This window comes from Clostridium sp. D53t1_180928_C8 (genome assembly GCF_015667795.1).
In the GTDB taxonomy this organism is placed as follows: Bacteria; Bacillota; Clostridia; order Clostridiales; family Clostridiaceae; genus Clostridium.
In genome coordinates, this window is the sequence record NZ_JADPEL010000001.1 from 326,721 (window position 1) to 345,484 (window position 18,764).

The window sequence follows — 18,764 nt, forward strand, 5'->3', positions numbered from 1 at the left end:
ATAAGTAATTTTAAGTTGCTTATCATATTGTCCTTTCTTGTTAAGAAAAAGGAGATAAATAAAATGAAAGATTTTAAAGAAAGTGTAGTTTATCAAATATATCCTAAATCATTTAATGATTCAAATGGGGATGGTATTGGAGATTTAAGAGGGATAATAGAAAAATTAGATTATTTAAAAGAGTTAGGTATTGATTACATATGGATGACACCATTTTATACTTCTCCACAAAATGATAATGGTTATGATATTGCAGATTATTATAATATAGATCCACGATTTGGTGATATGGATGACTTTGAGGAGCTTGTAGAGGAAGCTAAAAAAAGAAACATAGATATAATGTTAGACATGGTATTTAATCATACTTCAACAGAACATCAATGGTTTAAAAATGCATTAAATGGAGAGGAAAAATATAAAGATTTCTACATTTTTAAAGAAGGTAAAGATGGAAAAGAGCCAACAAATTGGATTTCTAAGTTTGGTGGATCAGCATGGAAGTATGTAGAAGAATTTAATGAATATTATTTACATTTATTTGATGTAACTCAAGGTGATTTAAATTGGGATAATGAAGAAGTAAGAAACGAAATATTTAAGGTAGCTAATTTTTGGTTAGATAAGGGAGTAAAGGGATTTAGATTAGATGTTATAAACCTTATATCAAAACCAGAAAACTTTGAAGATGATAATATAGGAGATGGTAGAAGGTTTTATACTGATGGGCCTAATATTCATATGTATTTAAAGGAGCTTAATAAAAATACCTTTGGTAAATATAAAGGTGTAGTGACAGTTGGTGAAATGTCATCCACATCAATAGATAATTGTATTAAGTATTCAAATCCAGAAGAAAAAGAGCTTTCAATGGTATTTAACTTTCATCATTTAAAAGTTGACTATGAGAATGGTGATAAATGGACTTTGATGGATTTTGATTTTATGATGCTTAAAAATATATTTAAAGATTGGCAAGAAGGCATGGAAAAAGGAAATGGATGGAGTGCCGTATTTTGGTGCAATCATGACCAACCAAGAGCTTTATCTAGATTTGGTGATGATAAAAAATATCCCAATGAAAGCGCAAAGATGTTAGCTACTACTATTCATATGATGAGAGGAACACCTTATATTTATCAAGGTGAAGAGTTTGGTATGACTAATCCTTACTTTAATAGTATAAATGATTATAGAGATATTGAATCAATAAATTATTATAATATTTTAAAAGAACAAGGAGTGTCTGAAGATAGAATTTTAGAGATATTAAAAGCTAAATCTAGAGATAATTCAAGAACTCCGATTCAATGGAATAATAGTGAAAATGCTGGATTTACAACTGGTACTCCATGGATACCAGTAAGTAAGTCTTATAAAGATATAAATGCAGAAAATGCACTTAAGGATAATGAATCTATATTTTATTATTATAAAAAATTGATAGCATTAAGAAAAGAATATGATGTTATTTCAAAAGGTTCTTTTAATATGATATTAGAAGATAATAATAAGGTACTTGGATATACTAGGAAGTATGAAAATAAGTTTTTAATAGTATTAAATAATTTTTATGGAGAAGATGTGAAGATAGATATTTCATCTAAATTAATAAAAGATAATAAGTATAAGGTATTAATATCAAACTATTCTAATGAAAATAAATTGAATGAGGAAATAACTCTTAGACCATATGAATCAGTAGTTTATTATATTGAGGAATAGTATACTTATATGATAGAATTACTATGGTGATATAAAATGGATAAAAAATATTTAAATATATATAACATTATAGTAAATAAAATAGAGAGCAAAGAGTATCAAACTAATGATAAATTGCCTTCAGAAAAAGAATTAATGGATCAATATAATGTATCAAGAGATACTGTTAGAAAATCATTAAATATGTTAGAGCAAAATGGATATATACAAAAAACTAAAGGTAAAGGATCTTTTGTTTTAGATATAAATAAGTTTAATTTTCCAGTATCAGGAGTAGTTAGCTTTAAGGAACTTTCGCAGAAGTATGGTGGCAATATAGAAACTTTTGTTGAATTTTTAGAGTGCATATCTCCTGAAAAAAATATAGCAAGAGGATTAGAAATAACTGAGGATGATAAGGTTTGGAAGGTTGTTAGAACAAGGGCTTTTGATGGAGAAAAAGTAATATTAGATAAAGATTATATACTGGAAAAGTTTGTTGATAATATTACATATGATGTATGTAAGGATTCTTTATATGAATATATAGAAAATATATTAGGATTAAAAATTGCATATGCAAAAAAAGAAATAACAGTACAAAATGCAACCGAAGAAGATAGAAAGTATTTAGATATGAAAGGCTTTGAAATGATAGTAGTAGTAAAAAGCTATACATATTTAGATGATACAAGTTTATTTCAATATACTGAATCAAGACATAGACCAGATAAATTTGTATTTGTAGATTTTGCAAGAAGGCATTAAAGTTTGTATTACAGATGAAATTAAAAATAATATTTAATTTCATCTGTTTTTTATTTATATATTGACTTTTAGTAAGCTTTAAGTTGTATACTTATAAGTGGAAAAAAATTCTATAGGGGTATGTTGGATGATAAATACAAAGGTAAATTTATTAAAAGGAAATATTTTGAAATCGTTAATAGTTTTTGCAATACCATTGTTTATTTCTAATTTGTTTCAACAATTATATAATACAGTAGATATAATGATTGTTGGAAATTATTTAGGTGATACATCCTTAGCAGCAATAGGGGCTAGTACAGCTGTATATGATTTACTAGTAGGCTTTGCTTTAGGAATAGGAAATGGTCTTAGTATTGTTGTTGCAAGAAGTTATGGAGCTGATGATACAAAGGTATTAAGAAAGTCTGTTGCAGGTTCAATTATTATAGGAATTTTTATTACTATAATAATTATGGTTATATCAAAAGTTCTTTTAATGCCATTATTACGAATGTTAAATACACCAGTAAATATAATAGAAGAATCATATTCTTATATATCAATGATTACCTTATTTGTTGGGGTTATGTTTGCATATAACTTATGTGCAGGATTGTTAAGAGCTATAGGCAATAGTTTCATGCCTCTAATATTTCTTATAATATCATCCTTATTAAATATAGTTTTAGATATACTATTTATTACAAAGTTTAATATGGGAATTAAAGGAGCTGCAGTTGCAACAATTATAGCACAGGGAATTTCTGTTATATTATGTATAATTTATATTTGCTTAAAAACTAAAATCCTTATTCCTGATAAGAGGCATTTTAATGTAGGAAAAGAATTATATAAAGAGTTATTAGGGCAAGGGCTTTCTATGGGACTTATGATGGCTATTGTATCTAGTGGTACTGTTATATTACAAACTGCAATAAATGGATTAGGGTATTTAACTATAGCTGGACATACTGCAGCACGAAAGTTAAATAGCTTCTGTATTATGCCAATTGTGGCAATGTCTCAATCAGTGTCAACATTTGTTTCTCAAAATAAGGGGGCAAATCAGGGGGAGAGAATTAGAAAATCAATATACTACTCTAATTTACTTGCTATTAGTTGGGGAATTGTTATTACAGTTGTTTTATTTTTTATAGCACCATTATTAGTTAAAATTCTATCAGGTTCAAGTGAAGCTATAGTGATTAATAATGGAGCAAGGTATTTAAGAATAAATTCACCTTTTTATGGTGTTTTAGGAATATTACTTAATTTAAGGTATTCATTGCAGGGATTAGGCAAAAAAATACTTCCGCTTATATCTAGTATTATAGAATTTGTTGGAAAAATTATATTTGTTATATTAGTTATTCCAAGAATGAATTATTTAGGTGTAATTCTATGTGAGCCAATTATTTGGTGCTTTATGACAGCTCAACTTATATATTCATTTTATAATAATCCTTATATTAAAAAGTTTAAACATAATAAGGCTTTTAATATTGCATAAAAATAAAGTGTAAAAACCTTTACAATACATAATATTGATAATATAATATTAATTGTAAAATATTATAAATTATGTTTGTTGTTGCATGTAACCTTCGGGGCATTAGCTAATCTATATATTAATATATAGATTAGCTTTTTTGCGTTTTCAGTTTTTTTATAGTTATAAACATAGATTTATAATTAAAAAAGGGGGAAAAATCTATGAAAAAGAGGAACCAAAAGATAGCTATATTAGCGTTAAGTACAATGCTTTTAAGTAATTCTTTTACGTATGTTAAAGCAGCTGAGGCTTTAAAAACAAATTTAGCTTTAGGGGATGGAGTAGTTGCAACATCTTCTGATAATGAAGCAGGTACTTTAGCTGCTGATAAAGCTATTGATGGAATTGTAGATTATCAAAAGGCAAATGGACAATCAAGATGGGCTAGTAATACAACATCACCAACACAAGAAAACAAAAAATGGTTACAAGTAGACTTAGGGGAAGTAAAGACATTCAATGAAGTTGCTATTGAATGGGAAAGAAAGAATGCAACGAATTATATAATAGAACTTAGTGATAATGGTGAAGAGTGGAGAACTGTTAAGGAGTTTACAGCTACACCAAGTGATTATAGACAAGTTATTTCATTTGATGAAGCACAAAGTGCTCGTTATGTACGTCTATCTATTGCAAGTTATAATGCTCAATCGGCAGTAAGGAATACTGATGGTAGTGAGAAAACTATAACTTGGAATACAGTATCTGTCTTTGAATTAGAAGTAAATCAATATAAGAATATAGAAAATATTGCTCGTACAGGGACTGCAACAGCTAATGCATTTGAAGGAGGCGCATTAACTGCAAACAAGGTTAATGATGGTAATAAAGAAACAAGATGGGCAAGTGAAGTAAGAAGTGCAACAGCATCTAATCCTCATTGGGTTCAAATTGAATTGCCAGAGCCTAAAACAGTAGCTAGCTTTGCTATAGATTGGGAAAGAGATAATGTAATAAATTATGAAATTCAAGCTTCACAAGACGGAAGAGAATGGGAAACAGTTTGGTCAAGAAGTTCAAGAACTGAAGAAGTTAGAGAAAAGGGGAATTTTGCAGAACCAAAAACAGCTAAATATTTTAGAGTTAAAATAAATGATTTTAGTCAAACTGGTACAAATGCTTCAGGAACTACTAATACATGGAATACTGTTTCTATTTATGAGTTTGAATTATTTGGTGAAAAGTTAGCCATGCCTGAACATACACTTGAATCAGTTACAAGTGGAATAGCAGTTACACCGATAAATAAGGGTGACACTCATATGGCTATGCCGGAAGTTCCAGAAGGATATGAAATAGAATTTGTTGGTGCTGATTATGAACAAATAATAGGGGCTGATAGAACTATACATCAACCTTTGATTGATACTGTAGTTGAAGTTAACTTTACTGTAAAGAAAGGTGAGCAAAGTAAAACAACAGCACCAATAAGAGTTACAGTACCAGGAAAATATCAAGCAAATGTAGGAAATGAAAAACCAAAAGTTATTCCAGAACTAGCTGAATGGTATGGAACAGAAGGAGACTTTACAATTACAGATTCAACTAAAATTATAGTTGATAGTGCTTATACAGAACAGTTAAATGAAACAGCTAAAAAGTTCGCAGTAGATTATAAAGATATAGTAGGAAAAGACATAGTTATAGAGCAAGGAAGTGAAGCTGGTAATAATAATTTTTTCCTTACATTAGCAACCGATGATACTGGACTTTGTAATGAAGGTAACATAATAATAGTAGATAATTCTATTAAGATTGAAGCTAAGGCGGCACAAGGTGCTTACTATGCAACTCGTTCAATACTACAAATTTTAAAGCAAACTGAGACAACAATTCCACAAGGTATTGTTAGAGACTATCCAAAGTATAAGGTTAGAGGGTTTGTTCTAGATGTTGCAAGAAAATCTTATGAACTAGAGTCTTTGAAGGCGTTAGCTGAAACAATGGCATGGTATAAGCTAAATGACCTACAAGTTCACTTAAATGATAACTATATATTCTTAGAAGAATACATTAATTCTGATAAATCTAATATGGAAGATGCTTATAATGCATATGAAGCCTTTAGATTAGAATCAGGTGTTAGAAATGAACAAGGAGAAGGAATAACAGCTAAAGATTTATATTATACAAAGGATGATTTTAGAAGCTTTATTCAAGAATCAAGAGAGATAGGAGTAAATATAGTTCCAGAAATAGATACTCCTGCTCATGCTATGTCTATAACTAAAGTGTTTAAGAATTTAGCTCTTGAAGGATGGAATCCTAGAATAAATAGACGTCCAACAATAGATCATTTAGACTTAGGTAATCCAGAATCATTAGAATTTGTTAAGAATTTATTTAATGAATATATGGAAGGTGAAAATCCAGTATTTGATTTAGGTACTACAGTTCATGTTGGTACTGATGAATATGAAGCAAATGCAGAGCACTATAGAGTATTTACAGATGCTATGCTTGGACATGTTCAAGATACTGGTAGAACAGTTCGTATGTGGGGAGGATTAACTTGGCTTAGAGGAGAAACTCCTGTTAGATCTAATGATGTTCAAATAAATGTTTGGTCAAGAGATTGGGCAAATCCAAAGGAAATGTTTGAAGCAGGATATGATTTAATTAATACGCTTGATTCAGATGTATATATAGTTCCAACAGCAGGATATTATGCAAACTACTTAAATGCTCAAAGATTATATAATAACTGGGAGCCAAATAGTATTGGTGGCACTTATATTCCAGCAGGTGATGACCAAATGTTAGGTGGAGCTTATGCTATATGGAATGATGCTATAGATAAGAGAGATGCTAAGGTTTCAGAGTATGATGTATTTGATCGCTTCTTTAAACCACTTCCTGCTTTAGCTGAAAAGATGTGGGGAGATGGAGAAGATAAGACTTTTAATGAATTAAATGAATTATCTGCAATTACAGGTACTGCTCCAAATACTAATCCATATTATACTGTAGATTCAGTAGGATCAGAATATATAAAATATGATTTTGAAGAAGAAACTATAGGGGATAAATCAGGAAATGGATATGATTCAATTTCAAAAGAGAATGTTTCATTTGAAAAAGGTAAAGTAGGTAAAGCTTTAAGACTTAATGGTGGAACTAGTTATGTAGAAACACCAATTAAGAAGGTTGGATTACCAAATTCAGTTTCATTCTGGATTAAGAAGGATGCAAATGCTCCAGAAGGAGAGCAAATAATATTTGAATCTAAATCATTATCACAATTTGATGATTACGCTATAAAAGCTGTAGATAAGAATGGTAAAGTAGGATTTACGAGAGAAAGACAAGATTTCTCGTTTAATTATGAATTACCAGAAAATGAGTGGGTTCATTTAACATTTGCAAGTAAAAATGAAAAAGCTATGTTATATGTAAATAATGAATTAGTTGATACTATAGGTAGTCGTCCAGCAGTAGGAACTATGTTAATACCTTTAGAAAAGATAGGAAGTGCTACAAATTCATTTAAAGGATTAATAGATGAAATAATAGTTGGAAATGGTACTTTACCAGAAGATGAAACAGTTGTAGATTCTAGTAACTTTACAGTAACTACAGATAATGAAAATGCATTAGCAGGTGGAGGAATTGAAGGGCCGATAAGATTAGCATTTGATAATAATCCAGATACATGGTGGCATACAAACTATAGTCCACATCAAGCTTTACCAGCAACAGTTGAAGTTGATATGAAGGAAGTAAAAAATATTAATAAGATTACTTACATGCCAAGGCAAGATGGTAATGCAAATGGAAGAATTACAGATTGTGATATTTATGTAAAAGCTAGCGAAGGTGATGAATATAAGCTTATTAGCAAATTCACTTGGGAAAATAATATATCCAATAAATATGCTAAATTTGATGAAGTTGAGGCTAGATATATTAAGATAGTAGCAAATGCAGGAGCTGGAAATTTTGCAACTGCATCAGAATTCTTTATACATGAAGCTAAAGATATACCTGTTTTACCAGAAGTTGATAAATCAGCTTTAAATGAATATTTAGCTGGACTTGAAAATATAGTTGAAGATAGTTATACAGCAGAATCATTTGAAGTATTTAGATTAGCTAAGGAAGCAGCACAAGCTGTAGCAGCAAGTTCAGAAGCAACTCAAGATGATGTTAATGCAGCACTTGAAGATTTAAAAGTAGCTTTTGAAGCTTTAGAAGAAAAACCATCAACACCAGATGTAGAATTGAATAAGAAACATTTAGAAATAGCTGTATCTATAGCTGAGGGAATAACAGAAGAAGAACTTTCAAGTGTTGTACCAGTAGTTGTTAATGAATTTAAGGCTGCATTACAAGAAGCTAAGGAATTATTAAGTAATGAAAATGCTACACAAGATCAAATAGATGCTTCATTTAATAGATTAAGTGAAGTAATGCATATGTTATCTTTTGAAAAGGGGGATAAGAAAGCATTAGAATCTTTAGTATCTAAAGTTGAAGCTTTAGATAAATCAGAATATATAAGTTCTACTTGGGATAAATTAGCTATTGTATTAGAAAAAGCTAATAATGTTTTAGCTAATGAAAATGCAATGGAAGAAGAAGTTTCTAAAACTTATAATGAGTTATTAAGATCATTCTTAGAGCTAAGACTAAAACCAAATAAGGACAAATTACAAGATTTAATAAATAAGGTAGAAAGTTTAGATAAAAATAAGTATACTAAAGAATCTTGGGCTAAATTAGAAGAAAAACTGGCTGTGGCTAAAGCAATTATATCAAATGAAGATGTAGAAATGGATGAAGTTAATAAAGCTAGAGCTGAATTAGAAACTGCTTTAGGTGAATTGGTTGCAAGTGCAGATAACTCAAATAATAATACAAATGGATCTGAAAATGGTAATGGAGGTAATAACGGAGCTAATAAGCCAGGAAATAATAATGGAAAAGGCGATGGAAGTTTACCTAAAACAGGAGGAACTTCAGCTGTAGCAGTAGGATTGTTAGGTTTAACTGCAATAGGCGGAGGGCTTATATTAAGAAGAAAAAAGAAGTAAAATAACAAATATGTTTGCCATTAGATATTACAATTTAGATAAAAGAATTGTAGTGAAAAAATAGAAAAATTATTAGGAAGAGCTACTTTATTCATTAAAATGAATAAAGTAGCTCTATGTTATTTTATAGGTTCAATATAAAATTCCCCATCTCCATAAACAATTATAATATCTCCCTCTAATAGAGTTCCTGAATTAAATAATGCATCTTTTTCATTTTCTAAATCTTTAGAATCATATCTTTTGGAATATCTTTGAATATTATCTTTATCAATTATATAGACATAACAAGTAGAATCCTTTGATATAAATCTAAAATTATATTGTCCAGGCTCAAAGTCGCCATGGTTTAATGATACTTTATAAGTTCCTTGAGTAAAAATATTGTTTAGTGGAGCAGAAAATACTCTTTTTGTGTTTATAGAAAACAGTATAACTACAATAAAAAATATAATAAAAAGTGCTGATGTTTTCATAATATAATATTCTCCTTAAAAAATTATCAAAGTTAGTTTATGCTAGTTTAATCTGTTCTATTATTATTTTTTTGTAGATGTAATTTATTTATAACTATTTTAAGGTTGATTTATTATATACATTTATAAAAATACCTATTAAATATCATTTAGATTATAAGATAATCATATAAATCTAATAAGTGAAATATTTAGGAGGATTATTAGTGAATGAAAGTAGGTTTTGTAATGAGTATTTAGATGAAAACTATTTGCATTATGTAATTGAGTATAGAGGGAATTTTCAAGAAAAGGTAGATAAATTGGATTATGTATGTGGATTTGCTATTACTGATACTCTAGGAGTAGTAGCTGTACAAGAAAAAGATTTATCTAAATTAAGAGAAGATGTTCCAGAGATTATATTCGTTGAAGCGAGAAGTGTTTATACCTTACAAGATATAGATCCGTCTAATGTTGATAATATTAATAGCGTTAAGGTAAATCCATACTTAAATCTAACTGGAAAAGGTATATTGGTTGGTATGGTTGATAGTGGTATAAATTATTTAAATCAAGAGTTTATAAGAGAAGATGATACGTCTAGAATAATTAGTATATGGGATCAAAATATAGATACAGAAAAAAGTGAGTTTAAATATGGGGTTGTATATAATAATGAAAAAATAAATGAAGCAATTAAAGTATATAGATCTGGGGGAGATCCATATAGCATAGTAAATACTAAGGATGAAATAGATCATGGAACTAAAATGGCAGGAATAATTGGTGCTAGAGGCTATAATGGCAAAATGCAAGGAATAGCAAAAGATTGTGATTTTTTGGTAGTTAAATTATTACAGTCACCTAATTATAAAAAGATTTTAAAAGATAATAATCTTCCTGAAGTACCGGTATATAGTAATGCAGAAGTTCTATCGGCAATTAACTTTTTGAGGGAATCAGCAAAAGAACTACAAAGACCTCTAATAGTATTTATTGGAGTAGGGAGTCAAGAGGGAAGTCATGATGGATATAACATAACAGCAAGATTTATAAGTTCTCTTGCAAGTAGAGAAGGAATAATTTTTGTAAGTGGTACTGGAAATTTAGGCAGTGCAGAAGGACATGCTTCAAATTACATTAAGAATGTAGGAGAAGTAGATACTGTAGAATTAAGTGTATCTAAAAATATGAATATTTTGGAATTTTATGTGTGGGTTCAAAAACCAGATGAGATGTCAATAAGTGTAATAGACCCAGCTGGAGAAGATACAGGATTTTATAATCCTAAAATATATTCTTTAGAAAGAAAAGATTTTTATTTATTAAATACACAACTTGAGATAAAGTGTTATAACCCTGAAAATTTTACTGGACATCAAGTTTTTATTTTAAGTTTTAACAATATTAAAAGTGGAGTATGGAAAATTAGATTAAAAGGAGAGTATATTACTAGGGGAAGATATGATATATGGTTACCGGATAAAAAATTATTACCAGAAGGAACTAAATTTTTAAAGGTAGACCCATATACGACATTAACAATACCTTCTACGGCAAGAAGTGTTGTTACAGTAGCTTATTATGATAGCAACAATAATTCTATTGTAGCATCTTCTGGAAAGGGATATAATTCAAATTATTTAATTAATCCAGATTTAGCTGTAGGTGGAATAAATATTTTAACAACATCAGGAACAGATAATAAGATAGTTGCAGTTAGTGGAAGCTCTCCAGCAACGGCCATAATATCAGGAGCTGTTTGTCTTTTGGCTCAATGGCAATTCTCAGATATTAAATATGCTGGACTTTATTCAACTAAACTAAGAAGTTTATTAATTTATAGTGCTACAAGAGAGAGGAATTATGTTTATCCAAATGAAGATTTAGGATATGGAAAATTAAATTTATTAGATGTATTTACTATATTGGGGGGGCGTTATAGAGGAGAGGAAGAATATATTGAGTATTTTGTTGGAAGGTTATTTGTAAGATATCCAATTAATTAAATAGCTTGAGAATAAGAGGGGATTTAATGGATAGTAAGATAGATAAAAATAATGAATATATTTTCAATAGCCCTAATTATGTTCATATAATGATTGAATATTTAGGGAAGGTTACTGGTGATAAAAAAAATGAAGAGGGTGTGTTTATAACATTTATAAATAATGAATATGCTATTGCATCTATTAAACTTGATATTTTAAGGGAAAATAATAAGGTTGACGAGAGTAATCAAGATATTAATTACATAAGAGGAATAATAACTACATATATTAATTCAAGTGATTTTAGAATAATCTATGTAGTTCCAACACAACTATATACACTACAGGAAATATCAGCTATTGAAGCTGCTCAAGTAAATCTTTTAGAATCTAATCCTCAGTTGAATTTAAATGGAGAGGGAGTAATAATTGGAATAATTGATACAGGAATAGATTATTTAAATGAGGAGTTTAGGGATAATAATGGGAAAAGTAGAATACTTTATATCTGGGATCAAACAATTAATTCTGATAGTAATAATAATTATCAAGTTCCATTTGGAACACTATATACAAATGAACAAATTAATAAAGCCATAGAAGTATATAATTCAGGAGGAAATCCATATGATATAGTTCCTAGTAAGGATAATTATGGACATGGTACTGGAATGGCTGGGATTGTTGGTGCTATAGGAAAGAATAAGGATATTAAGGGGATAGCACCAGCATGTAAGTTCGTTATAGTAAAATTAAGTGAAGCAAAATATACACAGAAAAGTTTAGGAGTTAATACTCCTATATTTTCACTAACATCTATTTTCCCAGTAATAGAATATTTTAGAAAGGTTTTGTTTAATGAGAAGAAACCGATAGTTATATTACTACCTTTAGGTACTAATAATGGTAATCATAAGGGTAATAATATATTTGATAATTTTCTAGAAAATATATCTAGTAATGTTGGAGTTGTAATAGTTACTGGAGCTGGAAATCAAGGAAATGTAGATGGACATGTATCGGGTACTATTAGAGATAAAGATACTATAGAAGTTATTGAAATGTTGATTGCAGATAATCAAAAGTATATGGCGTTAGAAATGTGGGTGGATTTACCAGACATTGTTGAGGTGAATTTGATATCACCGTCTGGAGAAGAAACAGGATTTATTCAAGCAGGAGCAAATGTAGATAAGTTAAGTAATTTTATTTTTGAAAAAACTATAGCAAAAATAAGTTATTTTATACCGGAAGCATATACTGGAGAAGAAAAGGTGAGCATATACTTCTCCAATTTGGTACCTGGAATATGGCAATTAAAATTAAGAATTAGGGAGGGAGAAATGGCCAAGTATAATGCTTGGTTATGGCAATCAGGATTAGCGCTTCCGGGAACAAGGCTTACACCAAGTAATCCGTATGGAACTTTAACAGTACCAGGAGATTCAGATTTTGTTGTTACAGTTGCTGCTTATAATCAAAATAATAATAATTTAGTAAGTTATTCAGGGGTATCATTTAGGAATGAATATATTGATAAAATAGATATTGCAGCAGGGGGGGCTAATACTTTAACAGTTGGGTTAAATAACTCTACACAAGTTATTAGTGGAACTAGTTTAGCAGCAGCTATTGGAGCAGGGGCTTGTGTTTTGCTTTTTCAATGGGGAATTGTTCAAGGAAATTATCCATATATGTATTCTCAAAGTATAAAGACTTTTTTAAGAAGAGGTGTTATTAAGAGAGGAAAAGATAATTATCCTAATCCGCAATGGGGATACGGAATAATAAATTTTTATAAAATATTTGAAAAAATGCTCTAACTTTATTAAGAAATAAAATAAGACCATTAAAAACTGTAAAAATATTTTTAATGGTCTTTGGTTTTATTTAAAGTTAATTAATAGATTTTATACCTGTTAAGATTGATATATATGCTATCATAACAAAGAAAATATTAGCTGCTAATGCACCAAATGTTAATGCACAGTTAAATAAATAAATCATAGGAACATATAAAATAATTATTAAAGCTATAGGTAGTAATATTATAAACCATATAGATTTAATATTTTTAAATATTTCTTTAATAGCTATAAATAATGATAGAAGTATTGAAGGAATTACCGTTAAATAGCTTGCACCTGGTAAAACAATAGTAAAAATAATAGATAATATTAATAGTAATACTAATGATCCTAATATAAATTCATTTTTTTCATCAAGACTTCTTGTGAATTTCTTTATTGTAAGAATAAATGCAATAAATACACCTATAAGTATTGTTATAAAAATAACTCCTTCAAATTTAATAAGAGGTAAATAAGTAAGTTTAAACTCTCTTCCGTTTAAAATTGCAACTATTCTACTAATTATGTAGCCAATAGCCATAGCCATTACTGTAAATAGTATATTTATAAGTGCAAATTTAAATATATTCTTTATAATTTTTACATTAAACTTTTTATATAAATATATTATTAATGTAAATAGTGAAATTAAGAATATAAAGTTTAGTGTTTTTGAATATTCTATAAATTGGTTGCCTAACACGAAGAATATTGAATCGTTTTTGCCTTTAAAATTTTCGGCATTAGAATACTTTTCATTAGTAACAAATTCAGTTACTATAGGTAATACTTGATCTCCATAGTGTTGCATAGATTCTTCACTTAGATTTTTAGGATTATCATAAGGTGTATGATAATTTTCTAATCCGTCTAAAACAGCTATATTAATTCCAGTTAAATTATTTTCTAAAAACACTGTAAAATCAGTCCAGTTAGGTAATAATCTATATATTTCAGGTGTTATAGAATATGAAAATGGACTAATACTAGATTTATATAAATCTAACACAGCATCATTATTGGGGCTTGTCTCAAACATTACAGCAGGGCCTTCAGTTCCTCTTGCCTCTATGTTTATTACATAATTAACCCCATCTAAAATTTCATTTTCTTTAACAGCTTCTTTTGCACCTAAAAGACCATATTCTTCACCGTCAGTAAATAAAATTTTAATTCCATTTTCAAGCTCAATATTTTGCTCTTGTATTACTCTTAATGTTTCTAAAATAGTAGAAAGTGCATAGCCGGCATCAGCAGCACCTAAAGAGCCATCTATTTCAGCATAACGTTCTGTTTTTGCATGGGAACTATCGTAATGTGTAGCTAGTAAAATATAAGAATCTGATTTACCTTTGATTTCGGCATAAATATTTTCAACAGATACAAGGCTATCGCTTCTTTTTTCATATAAATTATCATATTTGTATAGTTTAGATTCTATTCCTAATTCGGAAAGTTCTGATACTAAATAATCTCGTACCTTTTCTTTTGCTTCAATATCAAAAATTGAGTGTGGTTCTTGAGCAATATTTTTTATATGTTCCATTTGATTGTTAACATTAGTTTTAGCCTTATCAGTATAATTAGGTCTAGATGGACTTAATGATTTAAATCCTATAAAGCATGATAGAAATATAACCAATACTATAATCATATACTTTGTTTTCTTCTGTAAATGCATATATTTATCCCCCTTATTATATGTAGTTAATTATGGTTACATTGAGGATATAATATCACAAATCAAATATTTTGTAAATCAAAATACATTGTTAGGTAATAAAAATTATTTAAATATAACTTAAAAGAATTGCATAGATTATTAATATTATAAAAAGTGAAAATAAAAAATATACTTTAGGTTTATTTCATATTTATGTAAGATATATATAAGAAAATTATATTAAAAAAGGGGTACATAAATATGAATATAGAATTAATTATGCTAGGAACAGGATCAGCTATGGTTACAAAATGCTATAATACTTGTTTTGCTTTAAGGAATAGCCAAAAATATTTTTTGGTAGATGCTGGTGGTGGAAATGGAATATTATCACAATTAGAAAAAGCTGAAATTGATTATAAAAATATTAAGGGGATGTTTGTTACCCATGGACATACAGATCACATATTAGGTGCAATATGGATAATGAGAAAGTATGCATCATTAATGCATGAGGGAAAATTTGAAGGTGAATTTATTATTTATGGACATAATGAAGTTGTTAATATTTTAAAGGCTTTAAGTAATATGATGTTAACTAAAAAGTTGTTAAAATTTATAGGTAATGGAATTAAGATTTGCGAAGTGTGCCATGGTGAAAGAGTAAATATAATAGGGATGAATATAGAGTTCTTCGATATTGAATCTACTAAAGATAAACAATTTGGATTTAAAGCAATACTTCCAAATGAAAAAAAATTAGTATGTCTTGGAGATGAATCTTATAATGTGGTTAATAAAGAATATGTAGAAAATTGCAATTGGTTACTTTCAGAAGCGTTTTGTTTATATGCAGATAGAGAAATATTTAAGCCTTATGAAAAAAATCATAGCACACCTATTGAAGCTGGAAAGCTAGCTAAGGAGCTTAATGTTGAGAATTTAGTTTTATATCACACAGAAGATAAAAAACTTCCTGAGAGAAAGAAACTTTATAGTGAAGAAGCAAATTCAGTCTATGATGGACAAGTATTTGTTCCATATGATTTAGAAAGAATAGAACTTAAATAATAGGATAAAAATATGATTCTCTAATTTTTAGAGAATCATATTTTTATTGTTTTGTTATATTTGAGTTATAATAAATATGGATTTATATGATAAATTATTTTAATTTAGATTCTAATTCGTTTGAAATTGCAAGGTTATAAATATAAGCATTGTTAACTTCGTTAATAAAATCTTTTTTTAGTTCATCTGATAAATTAATTTCTGCTAACATGTTATGATATTTCATAACATATCCTCTTAAATCAGTAATATCAGGGAATTGATAATAGTTTAATCCATCATTAGATATTTTATAGCTTGTACTTAACAATGATAAGAATGTTCTTCCACCAAATAAATCAGCTAAAAATCTTGTATACGCATAAGCAACAACAAGCTCAGGTTTGTTTTCTGATAACTCTTCTATTTTTGCAACACAAGCTTCAGTAGAAGCTAATAATTTCATAGAAGCTAATTTATCACCTAATAAGAACTCTAAATCCTTTCTCATAAGCTCTGAACGATATAATTCTTTTGTTACAAAAGGTTTAACAACAGAATTACTCTCGTTTTTATCTAGTGCATCTTCAATAGCTTTATACATTTTCTCTAAGTTATAAATATATTCAGCATATCCTTCAACTGATGCAGTTCCATCAACTAATTTTTTTATATAGCCTGTATTTTCTGCAGCACTATGTAATAAAGATGTTTTTTCTCTTATATCCATCATAAATTTCATTTTCTTCACCTCAATAATTTAATAATTAATTTAATGATAATATATATCAACAGATAATAATTATCAAGAAGTAAGTGGGGTGAAATTCATCAATTCATAGTTAAATACTCTGATATGCTCTTGTTTTCTTAATATTTTATAATATTCTATTTTTTATAAAGTTTTTTGATATTTATAAATAAAGTATAAGGGAAAGAGGTATAGATAATAATATTATTGAATTTGAGGTTTGCTTATAATAAATATGTTAATGATTAAATTTAGAATAAGTAAAAATACAAATAGAAAAAGGTGGATAAGGGATTATTAGCAAGGAGGTATCTTTTTTTTGAACTAAGTATTATTGTACTTAGTTCAAAAAAAGTGTGTCTGCGGTTTTTTATTCTAATTCAATTAAACGTTTTAATACACAAAGAGCAGCAGCAGATAAAGCACCATTATAATTATTATAATTTTTAACTGTAATATTTTGAGGTGTATGTATAGACAAGAGTCTAACATTTTGGTCTAAGTATTCCTTTAATAAGTTTATAAGCAAAGGTTCATTAAATAATTCGCCATGAATTATGCTTTTATTAGAATCGATCATCATAGATAAATTATTTATAGTAATTGAAAGATATTTAATTGCGGAATGAAGGATGTTTATTATACCCTCATCACCTAATTTATAAGCTTTTAAGATTGTTTCCATTTTTATCTTATCTTTATCTGTAACTAATTGTTTAAGATATGTAGTTTCAGAACTATCAAAAAGTATTTGGGACTTTTTAATTATCCAAGCCTCGCTTCCATAGGTTTGAAGACAACCTCTTTTACCACATTCACACAACTCACCATCAGGATGAACAATTATATGGCCTATTTCTCCAACTAGGAAATTATCTTTAGCATATAATTCTCCATTATACATATAAGAACAAAACATTCCTCTACCAACATGGAAGAAAATGAAATTATCATCGGTACCGTTAAAGCTAAATAATCTTTCAGCTAAAGTCATACATTTAACATTATTCTCAAAATAAATAGGCATATTGATGTTGTCTAACAAGATTTTAATGTTAAAAGTTTTCCAAAAAGGATTATTAGTAATGATTGAGTTGTTAGTTTTATCAAAATGACCAGGAAGAGCAATACCAATTGCTTTTGGGGAATAGTCTTTACATAATTCTATGAATTCATTTAATTGATCCATATAAAAATCTTCTGTTAAGGAAATATTTAAATTATTATTTTCTAATTGGATAGTTTTTTCTTTTATAATTTTACCAATATTATCAGTTAGACAAAAAGAAATGTATTTTAAAGATAATTCACTACCAATATAAAAACTATGATTTGGGGATACCCCTAATATTATTTTTTTTCTTCCAGATTTACCTTCGTTAGGAGTAACTTCTCCAAGTTCATAAATAAGCTTTTCTTGAATCATCTGATTAGTAATTTCACTAACTGTTGCAGGTGTTATACCAGTTTCTTTTGAGATATCAATTCTAGAAATAGGTCCCTTAGCGTATATTTTATTTAAAATTTTAAAGTGTAACTTTTGCTGGGTTCTTGTAAGTTTCATAACGTTCCTCCTTGTTTATTAACAATATTATATAACATTAACTATAAATTACAAACTGGCACATTTTTAATATTGGTTATAAAATATAATCAAACTAACAAGCGATTAATTATAATTTATAAATAATTATGTAAAAAATATCGAAAAAATGGTATTGACTAATTATAAATAATAATATATTATTTAGTTAACAGGTAATAATTGCTAAACTAAACCAAAATGAAAAGGTTTAGAAGGGGTATAAATTATTTTTTATAATCAACTATACGAGGAGAGATAAAAATGAAAAAGCTTAATGAAGTTATTGAAGAAAAACTGCTGCCAGTTGCAGCAAAGTTGGGGTCAAACAAAATATTAATTTCAATACGTGATGGTATCACGTTGAGTATGCCATTAAT

At 28.2% G+C, this 18,764-nt stretch carries 11 protein-coding genes; 7 read left to right on the forward strand and 4 right to left on the reverse strand.

Features of this window, described 5'->3' with window-relative positions; genetic code table 11:
• Positions 1–63: 63 nt before the first annotated feature.
• The 4 genes from treC to I4V51_RS01475 all read left to right on the forward strand — a co-directional run bounded on the left by treC (position 64) and on the right by I4V51_RS01475 (position 9,039).
• Positions 64–1,725 (forward strand): alpha,alpha-phosphotrehalase, encoded by a 1,662-nt coding sequence (treC, locus tag I4V51_RS01460; protein ID WP_195986551.1) that lies wholly within the window; start codon positions 64–66, stop codon positions 1,723–1,725.
• Between the two features lie 36 nt (positions 1,726–1,761).
• The gene (treR, locus tag I4V51_RS01465; protein ID WP_195986552.1) at positions 1,762–2,472 is read left to right on the forward strand and encodes a trehalose operon repressor; all 711 of its coding nucleotides are present in this window, start codon (positions 1,762–1,764) and stop codon (positions 2,470–2,472) included.
• Between the two features lie 127 nt (positions 2,473–2,599).
• Positions 2,600–3,964 (forward strand): MATE family efflux transporter, encoded by a 1,365-nt coding sequence (locus tag I4V51_RS01470; protein ID WP_195986553.1) that lies wholly within the window; start codon positions 2,600–2,602, stop codon positions 3,962–3,964.
• A 203-nt stretch (positions 3,965–4,167) separates the two neighbouring features.
• A complete protein-coding gene (locus I4V51_RS01475; protein ID WP_195986554.1) occupies positions 4,168–9,039 on the forward strand; it encodes a discoidin domain-containing protein in 4,872 nt (1,623 codons plus the stop codon).
• 119 nt (positions 9,040–9,158) lie between these two features.
• Here the strand turns inward: I4V51_RS01475 and I4V51_RS01480 are convergent, their stop codons facing one another.
• Positions 9,159–9,515, reverse strand: a complete 357-nt coding sequence (locus I4V51_RS01480; RefSeq protein WP_195986555.1) for a hypothetical protein — start codon at positions 9,513–9,515, stop codon at positions 9,159–9,161.
• 206 nt (positions 9,516–9,721) lie between these two features.
• On the opposite strand from I4V51_RS01480, the gene I4V51_RS01485 reads away from it, so the two are divergent.
• The gene (locus tag I4V51_RS01485; protein ID WP_195986556.1) at positions 9,722–11,506 is read left to right on the forward strand and encodes a S8 family peptidase; all 1,785 of its coding nucleotides are present in this window, start codon (positions 9,722–9,724) and stop codon (positions 11,504–11,506) included.
• 26 nt (positions 11,507–11,532) lie between these two features.
• Positions 11,533–13,311 (forward strand): S8 family peptidase, encoded by a 1,779-nt coding sequence (locus I4V51_RS01490; protein ID WP_195986557.1) that lies wholly within the window; start codon positions 11,533–11,535, stop codon positions 13,309–13,311.
• 73 nt (positions 13,312–13,384) lie between these two features.
• Here the strand turns inward: I4V51_RS01490 and I4V51_RS01495 are convergent, their stop codons facing one another.
• Positions 13,385–15,019, reverse strand: coding sequence for a M20/M25/M40 family metallo-hydrolase (locus I4V51_RS01495; protein WP_195986558.1), 1,635 nt, complete (start codon positions 15,017–15,019; stop codon positions 13,385–13,387).
• Between the two features lie 243 nt (positions 15,020–15,262).
• Here I4V51_RS01495 and I4V51_RS01500 point away from each other — a divergent pair, with 243 nt between their 5' ends.
• Positions 15,263–16,072: an MBL fold metallo-hydrolase gene (locus I4V51_RS01500; RefSeq protein WP_195986559.1), complete on the forward strand. Its 810-nt coding sequence runs from the start codon at positions 15,263–15,265 to the stop codon at positions 16,070–16,072.
• Between the two features lie 94 nt (positions 16,073–16,166).
• On the opposite strand, the gene I4V51_RS01505 is transcribed toward I4V51_RS01500, so the two are convergent.
• Positions 16,167–16,793 carry a biliverdin-producing heme oxygenase gene (locus I4V51_RS01505; protein WP_195986560.1) on the reverse strand — a complete coding sequence of 209 codons (627 nt, stop codon included), beginning with the start codon at positions 16,791–16,793 and terminating at the stop codon, positions 16,167–16,169.
• Between the two features lie 379 nt (positions 16,794–17,172).
• Positions 17,173–18,366 (reverse strand): ROK family transcriptional regulator, encoded by a 1,194-nt coding sequence (locus I4V51_RS01510; RefSeq protein WP_195986561.1) that lies wholly within the window; start codon positions 18,364–18,366, stop codon positions 17,173–17,175.
• Positions 18,367–18,764 lie beyond the last annotated feature (398 nt).

Excerpts from the sequence above, each read along its gene's own strand:
- treC (WP_195986551.1), top strand. The coding sequence starts at position 64 with ATGAAAGATTTTAAAGAAAGTGTAGTTTATCAAATATATCCTAAATCA.
- I4V51_RS01470 (WP_195986553.1), top strand. The coding sequence starts at position 2,600 with ATGATAAATACAAAGGTAAATTTATTAAAAGGAAATATTTTGAAATCG.
- I4V51_RS01500 (WP_195986559.1), top strand. The coding sequence starts at position 15,263 with ATGAATATAGAATTAATTATGCTAGGAACAGGATCAGCTATGGTTACA.
- I4V51_RS01480 (WP_195986555.1), bottom strand. The coding sequence starts at position 9,515 with ATGAAAACATCAGCACTTTTTATTATATTTTTTATTGTAGTTATACTG.
- I4V51_RS01495 (WP_195986558.1), bottom strand. The coding sequence starts at position 15,019 with ATGCATTTACAGAAGAAAACAAAGTATATGATTATAGTATTGGTTATA.
- I4V51_RS01475 (WP_195986554.1), top strand. The coding sequence starts at position 4,168 with ATGAAAAAGAGGAACCAAAAGATAGCTATATTAGCGTTAAGTACAATG.
- I4V51_RS01510 (WP_195986561.1), bottom strand. The coding sequence starts at position 18,366 with ATGAAACTTACAAGAACCCAGCAAAAGTTACACTTTAAAATTTTAAAT.
- I4V51_RS01505 (WP_195986560.1), bottom strand. The coding sequence starts at position 16,793 with ATGAAATTTATGATGGATATAAGAGAAAAAACATCTTTATTACATAGT.
- treR (WP_195986552.1), top strand. The coding sequence starts at position 1,762 with ATGGATAAAAAATATTTAAATATATATAACATTATAGTAAATAAAATA.
- I4V51_RS01490 (WP_195986557.1), top strand. The coding sequence starts at position 11,533 with ATGGATAGTAAGATAGATAAAAATAATGAATATATTTTCAATAGCCCT.